Genomic DNA, 13,570 nt, shown 5'->3' with positions numbered 1-13,570 from the left:
CATGATTATAGATTTAAGAAGCGATACAGTTACTAAGCCAACCAAAGGCATGTTAGAGGCTATGATGTCTGCAAACGTTGGTGATGATGTATATAAAGAAGATCCCACAGTTAATGCTTTAGAAGAACGCATTGCAAACATGTTTGGAAAGAAAACAGCCTTGTTTTTTCCAACAGGAAGTATGGCAAACCAAGCAGCCATAAAGTTGCACACCAATCCTGGAGAACAAGTAATATGCGATAAATATGCGCATGTATATAATTATGAAGGTGGAGGCGCGTCCTTTAACAGTGGTGTGTCTTGTAAACTTATTGATGGACACAGAGGGATGTTTACTGCAAATCAAGTAGTGGAATCTATTAATCCTCCAGATTTTTACCACAGTCCACTAACAAGTTTAGTGGCTGTTGAAAATACTACTAATAAAGGAGGAGGAGCGTGTTGGAATTTTGAAGAAATTAAAAAAATCAGAACCATTTGTGATGAACACGACTTAGGATACCATTTAGATGGCGCACGTTTATGGAACGCTATGGTTGCAGAAAATGAAACTGCAAAACAATATGGTGAGGTGTTCGATACGATTTCGGTGTGTTTAAGTAAAGGCTTGGGCTGTCCAATTGGTTCAGTGTTGGTTGGCGATGAAGATATCATGAAGGGCGCCATTAGAATCCGTAAAATTTTTGGTGGAGGGATGCGTCAAGTAGGATATTTAGCAGCTGCAGGGTTGTATGCCTTAGATAATCATATTGAAAGATTAGCCGATGACCATAAAAAAGCCAAAGAGATAGGAGAAGTGTTAATCACTTTACCTCAAGTAAAAATTGTTGAACCTATTGAAACCAACATTGTAATTTTTGAACTACATCCTGATGTAAGTGAAATAGTATTTGTGCAAACATTAGCAGATAATAATATTCATATAATTGGAATGGGAGGTGGAAAATTGCGTATGGTAACGCATTTGGATTATACTGATGCCATGCATGAGATGTTGCTAAGTACCTTGAGCAGTTTTTGAAAAGTATTATTATTCTGTGGAGCATAGCGACGTAATAATCTCATATAAAATAATAAAAGCACCAGCATTTATGTTGGTGTTTTTATTCAGAAAAATAATTTAGGAGATATTGTAACCCCTGACACAATCTGACAAAACCACAGCTACATTTGCAGTATGTTTAATAAATAAATACACAATCAAATGACAAATGCAGTTAACTGGTTTGAAATTCCAGTAAAAAATTTCGACAGAGCAAAAACATTTTATTCAACCGTTTTAGGAGAAGACGTTATTGACGCACCAATGGAAGGTATGAAATATGGTATTTTACCACACGACAAAGAGAGTCAAGGTGTTGGTGGAGGTATTGTTGAAATGGAAGGCTATACACCATCGCAAGAAGGGTCTATAGTTTACCTAAACGGAGGTATTGATTTAGAGTTACCGCTTTCTAGAGTAGAACGAGCAGGAGGTAAAGTAGTAATGCCAAAAACCGCTATTGGTGAGGATGGATTTATTGCTCAGTTTTTAGATACCGAAGGCAACAAGGTCGCACTTCATTCTATGAACTAATCTTAAATTTACAAAGATGGTGAGTCAGACTATGATTCACTATCTTTGATTCTTCATGGATCAATTATCGCGACTTATTTCTATACTTACGTTATTAAAATCTAAGCGTATTGTAACGGCTACTGAACTTGCTGACAGATACGAGGTAAGTGTGCGAACCATTTATCGAGACATACGCAAATTAGAAACTGCAGGTGTGCCAATCATTACCTTAGAAGGTCGAGGCTATACCCTTATGGAAGGTTATCAAGTAGCGCCAGTGCAGTTTACCGAAAAACAAGCCAATGCTTTAATTACTGCACAACATTTGGCAAATCAATCTAAAGATGCTTCGTTTAAAAAGGAATTTAATGAAGCCATGATTAAGATAAAATCGGTATTTAGAACTTCTATTCAGGAAAAAAGTGAATTGTTAAACGATAAAATTGTGGTGTTCGATACTAAACAAGAAAGTATAGCAAGTAACATTTTATCTGAAATTCAATTAGCTATCACTAATTTTAATTATGTAGAAATTAATTACAAAAAAATAAATGATTCTAATATCTCATTCCGAAAAATAGAACCATGTGCTATGTATTCTACAGATAATAAATGGATTTTAATAGCTTGGTGCCATTTGCGTAAAGACATGCGTGCCTTTAGAATAGATAGAATTCAACATTTTAAAATACTTCACGATACTTTTGAAGATCGTAAGTTTAGTTTTCAAGACTACTACAAATCTCATGTATATGAAAAGAAGTAGTTTATATTGTCATTCTGAGGAGTGAAGTCACGTGAGAATCTCAAAAATTAAACAGTTTATTTAAACATATCCATTCCAGGAATATTTGGCATGCCTTCTTTGGCAACTGCAGCTAATTCTGTTTCATGCACATTATTAGCTTTTTCAATGGCCTTGTTAAGGGTTAGAATTAAGTAATCTTCTAACTGTTCTTTATCTTCAAGTAATTGCTCATCAATGGCAATTGATTTTATAGCTCTATTTCCTGTGACCGTTATTTTTAACAAATCATCAGAGCTTGATTCATCAATATAAACTGAGTTTAAACGTTCTTTTGTAGCTTCAACTTTGGCTTGGGTTTCCTTAAGTTTTCCCATCATACCCATCATATCTCCAAACATAATTTTTAGTTTTTGGTTTCTAATGCAAAACTATTTAATTTTTCTATTTTTGAACCCTAAACAAAGCTTAAAAATTAATCTTCTTGAAAAAAAAGAACGTCCCTCCAATTGCAAAACAAATTCCTAAAGAGTTAATAGCACACAATGATGTTAGAATAGATAATTACTTTTGGTTGAATGATAGAGAAAACCCTGAAGTAATAGACTATTTAGAACAAGAAAATGCCTATTGCGATAATATGCTAAAGCATACTGAGCAATTCCAGAAAGATTTGTTCGAGGAAATGAAGTCACGTATTAAAGAAGATGATCAATCTGTGCCTTATAAATACAATGGCTATTGGTACATTGTTAAATTTGAAACTGGTAAAAATTACCCTATTTACATACGACGTAAAGAATCTTTAAATGCTCCAGATGAACTGTTGTTTGATTGTAACAAAATGGCTGAAGGACAATCTTACTTTAAGCTTACAGGTATTAGTATTAGTCCAGATAATACTAAAGTGGCCTATGCTTTAGATACTATTGGAAGACGTCAATACACTATTCATATAAAAGATTTAAAAACGGATAAATTGTTTCCAGAACGCATTGTTAATGCAACAGGTTCCTCTACTTGGGCAAACGACAACAAAACATTGTTCTACACTTTAAAGAATGAAAAAACGTTACGCTCGGAGAAAGTATTTAAGCATACACTGGGTGCAGACACTAAAAGTGATAAGCTAGTTTACTTTGAGAAAGATGATACATTTAATGTTTCTGTTTACAAATCTAAATCTAGAAAGTTTATTATTATTTCAAGCCACAGCACGTTGACTAACGAATATCAAGTGTTGAATGCTGACAAGCCAAACGAGATGTTTACATTATTTCAAGAGCGTATTAGAGGTTTAGAGTATAGTATTTCACATTTTCAAGATCATTTTTACATACTCACCAACCTTGATAATGCTACCAACTTTAAACTTATGAAAACCAATGTCTCTAACACTGCTATTGAGCATTGGGGAGAGGTTATTCCACACCGTAAAGAGGTTATGCTAGAAGGTATCGATATTTTTAAAGAATTTCTGGTGATTAGTGAACGTGAAAATGGGTTGAATAAAATCAGAATCAAACGTTGGGATAATACAGACGACTATTATTTACCTTTTGATAACGAAACTTACACAACTTATACAAGTACCAATGTAGATTTTGATACGACAATTTTGCGTTATGGTTACAATTCGCTCACCACACCAGCGTCAATTATTGATTTTGATATGGTCAATAAAACAAAAGACATTAAAAAAGAGCAAGAAGTTTTAGGAGGCAAATTTGATAAGAAAAACTACGTATCCGAACGTATTTGGGCAACATCAGATGATGGTACAAAAATTCCAATGTCTGTGGTACATCACAAGGATACTAAAAAAAACAAGGATACCCCTTTATTAATATATGCTTACGGCTCGTATGGTCATACTATTGATCCTTACTTTTCAACTATTAGATTAAGTTTGTTAGACAGAGGTTTTATTTACGTTATAGCACATATTAGAGGTGGAGAATACCTAGGAAGACCATGGTATGAAAACGGAAGATTACTGTTAAAGAGAAATACGTTTACCGATTTTATTTCATGCTCACAGCATTTAATCAATATTAATTATACCTCGTCAAATCATTTATATGCTATGGGAGGAAGTGCAGGAGGTTTATTAATGGGAAGTATTATAAATATGACTCAAAACCTTTATAATGGTGTTGTAGCACAAGTACCTTTTGTAGATGTTATTACTACGATGTTAGATGATTCTATTCCGCTAACCACTGGTGAATATGACGAATGGGGAAATCCTAACGATTCGGCCTATTATAATTATATGAAATCCTATTCGCCTTATGATAATGTTGAGAAGCAAGATTATCCAAATTTATTAGTTACAACAGGGTTGCACGATAGTCAGGTGCAATATTGGGAGCCAGCAAAATGGGTTGCAAAATTAAGAACCTACAAAACTAATGGCAATCTTCTACTACTTAAAACGAATATGGATGCAGGACATGGAGGTGCTTCAGGAAGATTTGAATCACTAAAAGAAGATGCATTAGAGTTTGCATTTTTACTGGATTTAGAAGGAATTACTAGCTAATTAAAAAAAAATTGTACTTTTGCCAAGTTGAAGAGCTGCTATATGTAGCTTTAAATTACATTTATGAAACAAAACAAAAATGTATTTAATAACGTGTTAGACCTTATTGGTAAAACACCACTTATTAAACTCAATAAAATAACCTCAGATTATAAAGGTGATTATTTAGCAAAAGTTGAAGCTTTTAATCCAGGACACTCGTCTAAAGACAGAATAGCACTTTACATTATAGAACAAGCCGAAAAAAAAGGCATCCTAAAACCAGGAAATACTATTATTGAAACCACCTCCGGAAACACAGGGTTCAGTATTGCAATGGTAAGTATTATTAAAGGTTACGAATGTATTTTAGCTGTGAGTTCTAAATCATCAGCCGATAAAATAGATATGCTTCGTACTATGGGAGCAAAGGTATATGTGTGTCCAGCACACGTGAGTGCAGACGACCCACGATCATATTATCAAGTAGCTAAGCGCTTACATGAAGAAACAAAAGGCTCGGTTTATATCAATCAGTATTTTAACGAGCTTAATTTACAAGCACACTACGAGACAACTGGACCTGAAATCTGGGAGCAAACCGAAGGTAAAATTACTCATTTAGTGGCTTGTAGCGGCACTGGAGGAACAATTTCTGGAACAGCAAAGTATTTAAAAGAGCAAAACCCAAAAATTAAAGTTATTGGTGTTGATGCTTATGGATCTGTACTTAAAAAATATCACGAAACACGTGAGTTAGATACTGATGAAATTTATCCTTATAGAATTGAAGGTTTAGGCAAAAACTTAATTCCTACTGCAACAGATTTTGATGTGATTGATGAATTTATAAAAGTAACTGACGAAGAAAGCGCTCATACTGCTCGTGAAATAGCAAGAACCGAAGGACTTTTTGTGGGTTACACAAGTGGTGCAGCAATGCAAGCCATAAAGCTGCTAAATGAAGAGGGAGCGTTTAAAAAAGGAGATAAGATAGTAGTTATTTTTCCTGATCATGGGTCGCGTTATATGAGTAAAGTTTATAGTGATAAATGGATGGAAGAGCAAGGCTTTTTTGATAGTGAAAATGTAGCTTCTATTAAAAAAACGCAATATATTAACTAGCCAAAATAACTAACCAAACCAACCTGTAATACTTCACAATAAAGCATTACAGGTTTTTTTATGAACAAGCACATGTATATGTGTATAAATTAATTATGTAGTAAAGATTAATTTGCATAATTTTGCTGCATCTAACTAAGATTAATAGCTGAATGAAGGATTTATTTGAAAAGATATATAAGGACAAGGGACCATTAGGAAAATGGGCTTCACAAGCAGAAGGTTATTTTGTGTTTCCTAAACTGGAAGGACAAATTTCTAATAGAATGAAATTCCAAGGAAAAGATGTTATTACCTGGAGTATAAACGATTACTTAGGGCTAGCAAATCATCCAGAAGTACGTAAAGTTGATGCAGAAGCAGCAGCCGAATATGGTTCGGCTTACCCAATGGGAGCTAGAATGATGTCTGGTCATACATCACTTCACGAGCAGTTACAAAATGAATTAGCAGCATTTGTTAATAAAGAAGCTGCGTACTTATTAAACTTCGGTTATCAAGGCATGTTATCTACTATAGATGCTTTAGTAGGTAAAGATGATATTATTGTGTACGATGTTGATGCACATGCATGCATTATAGATGGTGTTCGTCTTCATATGGGAAAACGCTTTACTTATAAGCACAACGATGTAGAAAGTTTAGAGAAAAATTTAGAACGTGCTACCAAAATGGCTGAACAGACTGGAGGAGGAATTCTTGTAATTTCTGAAGGTGTATTTGGTATGCGTGGTGAACAAGGAAGATTAAAAGAAATAGTAGCACTTAAAAAGAAATATAACTTTAGGTTTCTTGTTGATGATGCTCATGGTTTTGGTACACTTGGTAAAACAGGAGCTGGAGCTGGTGAAGAACAAGGGGTTCAAGATGATATAGATGTGTATTTTGCCACTTTTGCAAAATCAATGGCTGGAACTGGAGCATTTATTGCTGCGGATAAAGAAATAATTGACTATTTAAAGTATAACTTACGTTCTCAAATGTTTGCTAAATCATTGCAAATGCAATTAGTAGTTGGAGCATTAAAGCGTTTAGATATGCTTAGAACCATGCCAGAACTAAAAAATAATCTTTGGACAATTGTTGATGCATTGCAGTCTGGACTTAAAGAGCGTGGTTTTGATATTGGAACAACACAAAGTTGTGTTACGCCTGTTTATTTAAAAGGAAGTATTCCTGAGGCGATGGCATTAGTAAGAGACTTAAGAGAAAATTATGGAATATTTTGCTCTATAGTGGTTTATCCTGTGGTGCCTAAAGGAATTATTTTGCTAAGAATGATTCCTACAGCAACTCATACTTTAGAAGACGTTGAGGTAACATTAAATGCGTTTTCAGCAATTAGATCAAGACTTGAAAACGGAACGTATAAGCGTTTGTCTGCTGCAGTTGCTGCTGCAATGGGTGAATAACTTATAACTACTTCATATTAATATAAAAAAAAGAGCTACATGTTTGTAGCTCTTTTTTATGCAATATCTTTAATGTAAGTACAGCGTTTTTTAAATATTTGAGGGTTGAAATTTTTCCAAATTTGTTGAATAGCTGTGTTATCATCAAGTTCAGGACCACGAATACACATAGTAATACCCTTTTCTTCAAAGGTTTTGTAAAACTCTTCAAAAATAACAGCAGTAATGCCTTTGTTTTGATATTCAGGCAACACGCCAATTAGATAGAAGGTTACTGTTTTACTGTGTTTTTTAGCGTGTAATAAATGTTTAAATCCAAAAGGCCAAAGCTTGCCATTCATTTTTTGTAAAGCTTCAGCGTACGATGGTGTAACTATGCCAAAACCTATAAGTTTATCATTCTTATCTAATACAAACTTCACGTATTCTGGATTTAAAAAACCAATGAATTTCTTTTTAAAATATTCTTTTTGAGCTTCATTAATATCAACAAATGATGAAAGCACAGCATGTGATTTTGTAAATACATCAAACATCTCGTTTGTATAAGGTAAAATGTCTTTATTACTAGTAAAATTTACTGCCTTTAGCTGATAGCGTTTTTTTACAAGAGCCTGTATTCTTGAAAAATATTCTGGCTTTATATCTCTAAAGTCCATTTTGTTTTCAGAATAGCCTTTTCCAAAACTCATTCCGTAGTTTTCTAAATGTGTCACATAATATGGGTGATTTTCCCATGTAATCATGCTACCTATATGATCATAACCTTCATAAACAACACCTACTTTATCTAAGTTTGAAAACCCTATAGGACCTTCTATAAACTCTAAATTGTTTGCTTTACCAATTTCTGTTACTTTATTGAGTAGTACATTAGTAACCTGTTGATCATCAATAACATCAAACCAGCCAAAGCGCATCTTTTTAATGCCTTGTTGTTTTACTTCAATCCAATTGATTAAAGCAGCAACACGACCAACAATTTCCCCATCTTTATACGCTAAAAAAAAGCGTCCTTCTGCGTCTTGAAAAACTGGGTTTATTTTTTTGTTGAAAGTCCTTAGTTCTTCACTAATAATGGGAGGTACCCAAAACTTTGAGTCTTTATATAAAGTAAATGGGAACTTTACAAATTTCTTTAAATCTTTTTTAGAAAGTGCTTCTTTTATTTCAATCATAAAATGGTTTTCCTATTGCTCCTTATCTGAATGAAAATCCAAACGATATGAAGCTCCAAAATTCACACTAAATACTGAAGGTGTATCTTTTGTGTTAAATGTAAGTGCAGTATCTAATTGAAAATCTTTCCCAAATAAATAAGCACCTCCAAATCTAAACAAATTATCGGCATAAAAATCACTTTTTATACCTTGAGTTTCGGCAAACACTACCCATTTTGGACTAAACGAATGTGTTAATGTTAAAATGTACTGAAAATCAGACTGTTCCGTTCCAATGCGATCTTTTATAAAATTCATTACAAAAACCCATCCTCCAGCAAAATTATTTTGTGTAGCTATCATCACCCTAGGACTTACGCCCTCAATTTCAGGAGCAGTATAAGGATTGTTTTTTGTGTCATAGTGCATGCCTGCGCCAAGAGCTATGGCTGGAATTAATGATTTCCATTTAAAGCGTCTGTTTGCATGGTAACTATATAGGTTTGGTTTGTCTTCTTCGGCATTTCTATTTGGATCGAAAAACATATATTTAGCGCCAATGACCAAACTTTTAAAGTTTGCTCTATCTTCTTCAGAGTTTAAAGATGTTAAGTATGTTTTAGTATCGTTTTGGTAAGTACCTTCTAAGTTTAGCTCTAATTCTTCGAATAATAATCCGTAACGTAAGGCAAAATCTGCTCCAAAACCTGAAACTTCATATCGTGTAGCTGGTGTTCGTTTTTCTTTTATAATGTATGGTCCAAATTCTAACTGAGCCACATTAGTACCAACTGAGAAAGCACTTCGTGAAACTCCTGGGCGATTGGAGTTAATAACCTCGGTATATTGTCCAAAAGAGTTTATTGAAAAACTTAAGCACAAGAGTAGGAATAAATAGGTTTTTAAAGATGTCATAATCGATTTGTTATTTATCAAATATATAGATTTTATTATTTTTTTATGAACTTAAAACGGATTTTAAATGAGAAGAATTGTATTTTTGAAAAAAATTAATTCATGTTGCAATACGCTTCACTTACTGGTTTTTTAAGAACTATTTTAATAATTCTACTTGTTTGGTATGGAATAAAAATATTGTCTAGAATATTTGCGCCTTACCTAATGCGTTATGTTGCTAAAAAAGCAGAGCAAAAATTTGGAGGGCAATTTGATCAATATCAACAGCCTCAGTCTAAAAAAAAGAAAGAAGGTGAGATTTCTATAGATAAAATGCCAAAGGATTCTAAAACTTCAAATAAAAAGGTTGGCGAATACGTAGATTACGAAGAAATTGATTAAATTTCTACAAATATTTTTATTGAATTAATCTATGAATTTTTCCTTTAAAAAAATCATACCACATTTACTAGTTCTTTTAGCGTTTGTGGTAGCTTCCTTAATATATTTTAGTCCAGTTCTTCAAGGTAAACAGATATTCCAAAGTGATATCATGTTATATAACGGAATGGCCGAACAGCAAAACCAATTTCGTGCCAATACAGGTGAAGAAACCTATTGGACCAATAGTGCTTTTGGAGGCATGCCTACGTATTTATTAGGAGCAAAATATCCGAATAACTATATTAAAAAGCTAGATTTAACTTTACGTTTTTTGCCAAGACCTGCGGACTATCTATTTCTATACTTTTTAGGTTTTTATATACTGCTTTTGGTGCTTAAAGTAGATTTTAAACTCGCAGCTTTAGGCGCGTTAGCCTTTGGGTTTTCCACCTATTTAATCATTTTATTAGGAGTTGGTCATAACAGTAAAGCCCATGCTATTGCTTATATGCCCTTAGTGCTATCTGGAATATTACTCACCTTTCAGCGAAAATATGTTTTAGGGTTTTTGTTAACGGTTATTGCCATGGCATTAGAGATAGTGGCTAACCATTTCCAAATGACGTATTATCTACTATTACTTGTAATAGTTCTAGTAATCGTGTATTTAGTTGATGCCTATAAAAAGCAAGAATTACCCCACTTTTTTAAATCTATAGGGATTTTAGTGGTTGCCGTTATTTTATCTATCGGATTGAATGCCACTGGCATTCTAGCAACTCAAGAGTATGTTGGTGAGAGTTATCGTGGTAAAAGTGAGTTAACCATTAATCCTGACGGTTCGCCAAAAGAAGTGACTAATGGATTAGATAAAGCGTATATCACAGAGTATAGCTATGGGTTTTGGGAAAGTTTCAATTTATTTATTCCTCGTTTTATGGGAGGAGGTACGCTTGAAAACGTTGGAAGAGATTCTAATATGTATGATGCCTTTATTAGTTTAGGAGCAACACCAGTACAAGCTTTAAATGAAGTAAAACAAGCGCCTACATATTGGGGAGATCAGCCCATTGTAGAGGCACCTGCTTATGTTGGAGCAGTCATAATCTTTTTGTTTGTACTCGGACTCTTTCTTGTTAAAGGACGCTTAAAATGGTGGCTTGTTGGAGGTGTAATTATGTCGTGGTTATTGTCTCTTGGAAAGAATTTTGGTTTACTAACCGATGTATTTATCGATTATGTGCCATTATATAACAAGTTTAGAGCAGTAAGTTCGATACAAGTTATTTTGGAGCTGTGTATTCCTGTGCTCGGTATTTTTGCACTCGTAAGATTATTTAACGATTTTGAGAAAAAAGAAGTAAAACTTAAAGCTTTAAAATATACTATAGCTATTACCGCTGGTATTGCACTTGTATTTTTGTTATTTAAAAGCAGTTTGTTTGATTTTTCTGGGTTACGAGACGGACAATATCTTCAAGCTTACGGACAATCGTTTATTGATGCTTTAAAAGAAGATAGAAAAGCCATTTTTAATGCCGATACGACTCGTTCGTTGGTATTGGTATTGCTGTCAGCTGGTATTATATGGTTGTTTTTAAAAGAAAAATTATCTGAAAAATTAGTAGTTTTAGCTTTTGCAGCACTTATTGTGTTTGATTTGGTTAGCGTAGATAAGCGTTATGTAAATAATGATGACTTTGTATCGGCAGTTCAGGTGCAAAAGCCATATCAGCAAAGCGCAGCTGATCAAGAAATATTAAAAGACAATTCGCATTATAGAGTATATGATTTAACTACAGGAGATACGCGACCATCGTATTTCCACAATTCGTTAAATGGTTACACTGCGGCACGTATGAAACGTTTTAACGAGCTTTTCGATTTTTACATTAGAAGAAATCATTTAGAAGTGCTTAATATGTTAAATACTAAATACATTATTGCACCTGCTGAAAATAATCAAGCACAAGTATTTACAAATACTGATGCTAATGGTAATGCGTGGTTTATTGAATCTTTTAAATTGGTTGATAATGCTAACGAAGAGATTTTAGCCCTAGACAGTCTAAATACAAAAAAGGTTGGAGTAATAAACAAAACCCAGTTTGATGATGTTTCTAATAAAATATACCAAGTAGATTCATTGGCAAGCATCAACTTAATAGATTACAAACCTAATTATTTAAAGTACGAAACGAATAATATAAATGATGGGTTTGCTGTGTTTTCTGAAAATTATTACCAACAAGGTTGGCAAGCCTATATTGATGGAAAAGAAGCATCACATATTCGTGTAAACTATGTGTTACGAGGTATGGAGATTCCTGGAGGAACACATACTATTGAGTTTAAGTTTGATCCGCAAGTTGTAAAAACAGGAAGCTCAATAGCTTTAGGAACAAGCATAATAGTAGTGCTATTATTGCTAGGAGGATTATTTTATCAGTTTAAAAAAGACAACGAAAACACATCTGCAAGTGCGTAAAAAAGCACTCATAATTACTTATTATTGGCCTCCAGCTGGAGGTCCAGGAGTGCAGCGTTGGTTGAAGTTTGTAAAATACCTTCGTGAATTTGATGTGGAGCCCATTGTATATGTTCCAGAAAATCCTAATTATCCTCTTATTGACCAAAGTTTGGTAAACGAGATTCCTAAGGATATTACTATTATTAAGCAATCAATTAGTGAGCCTTACAAATTAGCAAGCAAGGTATCTAGAAAAAGTTCAGAAACAATAAGTAAAGGAATAATAAAAAAGTCTAAAAATCAATCAGTAACAGACAAACTATTGCTGTTTATTAGAGGTAATTTTTTTATTCCTGATGCAAGAAAAAAATGGGTAAAGCCTTCGGTAAACTATTTATCTACTTATATAAGAGATTATAGTATAGATACTATTATCACTACTGGACCACCACATAGTTTGCATCTTATAGGTATGAAGCTTAAACAAAAACTTAATCTTAAATGGATTGCCGATTTTAGGGATCCATGGACTACAATAGGTTATCATAAAAAATTGCGTTTGTTGCCAATGGCAAAATCTAGACATAAAAAACTAGAGCAATTAGTGTTACAAAATGCAGATCGAATTACAGTGACTAGTCCTACAACAAAGAGAGAGTTTGAGACTATTACTCATAAGCCAATTACAGTTATTACTAATGGCTATGATGTCAACTCAGTAAGTAATGTTGAGTTAGATGCAAAGTTTTCATTATCGCATATTGGATCATTATTGTCTGAAAGAAATCCTAAGGTGTTATGGAAAGCGATTCATGATATTGTTAGAGACGATAAAATATTTCAATCACATTTACAGATAAATTTTGTAGGTGCTGTTAGTGAAGAAGTGCTTGCAAGTATAGATAAATACAACTTGTCTCAATTTGTAAATATTGTAGGATATGTACCTCATGAAGAAGCAATTAGATATCAAAAAAAATCGCAAGTATTATTGTTAATTGAAATTAATTCTGATGATACTAAATGTATCATTCCAGGAAAGTTATTTGAGTACATGGTATCTAATAGACCAATTTTAGCTATTGGGCCAAAAAACTCAGATGTTGAAGGTGTTATTAAGCAAACAAATACAGGTGCTTACTACAGTTATTTAGAATATGAAGAAGTTAAAAGTAAGCTGTTAGAGTATTTCGAAGCATTTAGAAAGCATAACTTACAAAGTCACGCTATTGGTTTACAGCAGTATAGCAGAAAATCTCTGACTAAAAAATTAGCAGCACTTATTTCATGATTAA

At 33.4% G+C, this 13,570-nt stretch carries 12 protein-coding genes; 9 read left to right on the top strand and 3 right to left on the bottom strand.

What is annotated here, in order from left to right; all coding sequences use genetic code 11:
- Position 1 precedes the first annotated feature (1 nt).
- From E5167_RS11680 to E5167_RS11670, 3 genes are all read left to right on the top strand, one after another.
- Entirely contained in the window at positions 2-1,021 is a 1,020-nt protein-coding gene (locus E5167_RS11680; protein WP_136844293.1) for a threonine aldolase family protein, read from the top strand.
- Positions 1,022-1,204: 183 nt separating this feature from the next.
- A complete protein-coding gene (locus tag E5167_RS11675) occupies positions 1,205-1,576 on the top strand; it encodes a VOC family protein (protein WP_136844292.1) in 372 nt (123 codons plus the stop codon).
- A 55-nt stretch (positions 1,577-1,631) separates the two neighbouring features.
- A complete protein-coding gene (locus E5167_RS11670) occupies positions 1,632-2,324 on the top strand; it encodes a helix-turn-helix transcriptional regulator (RefSeq protein WP_136844290.1) in 693 nt (230 codons plus the stop codon).
- A gap of 56 nt (positions 2,325-2,380) precedes the next feature.
- Here E5167_RS11670 and E5167_RS11665 read toward each other — a convergent pair whose 3' ends face one another.
- Positions 2,381-2,704 (bottom strand): YbaB/EbfC family nucleoid-associated protein, encoded by a 324-nt coding sequence (locus tag E5167_RS11665; RefSeq protein WP_136844288.1) that lies wholly within the window; start codon positions 2,702-2,704, stop codon positions 2,381-2,383.
- A gap of 83 nt (positions 2,705-2,787) precedes the next feature.
- Here E5167_RS11665 and E5167_RS11660 point away from each other — a divergent pair, with 83 nt between their 5' ends.
- The 3 genes from E5167_RS11660 (at position 2,788) to E5167_RS11650 (ending at position 7,364) form a co-directional block, all read left to right on the top strand.
- Entirely contained in the window at positions 2,788-4,848 is a 2,061-nt protein-coding gene (locus tag E5167_RS11660) for a S9 family peptidase (protein WP_136844286.1), read from the top strand.
- A gap of 63 nt (positions 4,849-4,911) precedes the next feature.
- Complete coding sequence (locus tag E5167_RS11655) at positions 4,912-5,952, top strand: PLP-dependent cysteine synthase family protein (RefSeq protein WP_136844285.1); 1,041 nt, start codon at positions 4,912-4,914, stop codon at positions 5,950-5,952.
- A gap of 152 nt (positions 5,953-6,104) precedes the next feature.
- Entirely contained in the window at positions 6,105-7,364 is a 1,260-nt protein-coding gene (locus E5167_RS11650) for an aminotransferase class I/II-fold pyridoxal phosphate-dependent enzyme (RefSeq protein ID WP_136844283.1), read from the top strand.
- A gap of 56 nt (positions 7,365-7,420) precedes the next feature.
- On the opposite strand, the gene E5167_RS11645 is transcribed toward E5167_RS11650, so the two are convergent.
- Both E5167_RS11645 and E5167_RS11640 read right to left on the bottom strand, forming a co-directional pair.
- A complete protein-coding gene (locus tag E5167_RS11645) occupies positions 7,421-8,542 on the bottom strand; it encodes a GNAT family N-acetyltransferase (RefSeq protein WP_136844281.1) in 1,122 nt (373 codons plus the stop codon).
- 12 nt (positions 8,543-8,554) lie between these two features.
- Entirely contained in the window at positions 8,555-9,439 is an 885-nt protein-coding gene (locus E5167_RS11640) for a transporter (RefSeq protein WP_136844279.1), read from the bottom strand.
- A gap of 102 nt (positions 9,440-9,541) precedes the next feature.
- Here E5167_RS11640 and E5167_RS11635 point away from each other — a divergent pair, with 102 nt between their 5' ends.
- The 3 genes from E5167_RS11635 to E5167_RS11625 are packed head-to-tail and all read left to right on the top strand — an operon-like array spanning position 9,542 to position 13,566.
- The gene (locus E5167_RS11635; RefSeq protein ID WP_136844277.1) at positions 9,542-9,823 is read left to right on the top strand and encodes a DUF4834 family protein; all 282 of its coding nucleotides are present in this window, start codon (positions 9,542-9,544) and stop codon (positions 9,821-9,823) included.
- Positions 9,824-9,854: 31 nt separating this feature from the next.
- Positions 9,855-12,293, top strand: a complete 2,439-nt coding sequence (locus E5167_RS11630; RefSeq protein WP_136844275.1) for a YfhO family protein — start codon at positions 9,855-9,857, stop codon at positions 12,291-12,293.
- On the top strand, positions 12,286-13,566 hold the full coding sequence (locus E5167_RS11625; protein WP_136844273.1) for a glycosyltransferase family 4 protein: 1,281 nt from the start codon (positions 12,286-12,288) through the stop codon (positions 13,564-13,566). The genes E5167_RS11630 and E5167_RS11625 overlap by 8 nt, the downstream gene beginning before the upstream one ends.
- Positions 13,567-13,570: the final 4 nt, after the last annotated feature.

The organism is Pontimicrobium aquaticum, from assembly GCF_005047595.1.
Classification (GTDB): Bacteria; Bacteroidota; Bacteroidia; order Flavobacteriales; family Flavobacteriaceae; genus Pontimicrobium; species Pontimicrobium aquaticum.
This window is presented reverse-complemented; position numbering and strand designations above follow the sequence as displayed.

What these genes read in the sequence shown, in the direction of transcription:
- E5167_RS11645 (WP_136844281.1), bottom strand. Translation starts at nt 8,542, where the DNA reads ATGATTGAAATAAAAGAAGCACTTTCTAAAAAAGATTTAAAGAAATTT.
- E5167_RS11665 (WP_136844288.1), bottom strand. Translation starts at nt 2,704, where the DNA reads ATGTTTGGAGATATGATGGGTATGATGGGAAAACTTAAGGAAACCCAA.
- E5167_RS11650 (WP_136844283.1), top strand. Translation starts at nt 6,105, where the DNA reads ATGAAGGATTTATTTGAAAAGATATATAAGGACAAGGGACCATTAGGA.
- E5167_RS11670 (WP_136844290.1), top strand. Translation starts at nt 1,632, where the DNA reads ATGGATCAATTATCGCGACTTATTTCTATACTTACGTTATTAAAATCT.
- E5167_RS11680 (WP_136844293.1), top strand. Translation starts at nt 2, where the DNA reads ATGATTATAGATTTAAGAAGCGATACAGTTACTAAGCCAACCAAAGGC.
- E5167_RS11675 (WP_136844292.1), top strand. Translation starts at nt 1,205, where the DNA reads ATGACAAATGCAGTTAACTGGTTTGAAATTCCAGTAAAAAATTTCGAC.
- E5167_RS11655 (WP_136844285.1), top strand. Translation starts at nt 4,912, where the DNA reads ATGAAACAAAACAAAAATGTATTTAATAACGTGTTAGACCTTATTGGT.
- E5167_RS11630 (WP_136844275.1), top strand. Translation starts at nt 9,855, where the DNA reads ATGAATTTTTCCTTTAAAAAAATCATACCACATTTACTAGTTCTTTTA.
- E5167_RS11640 (WP_136844279.1), bottom strand. Translation starts at nt 9,439, where the DNA reads ATGACATCTTTAAAAACCTATTTATTCCTACTCTTGTGCTTAAGTTTT.
- E5167_RS11635 (WP_136844277.1), top strand. Translation starts at nt 9,542, where the DNA reads ATGTTGCAATACGCTTCACTTACTGGTTTTTTAAGAACTATTTTAATA.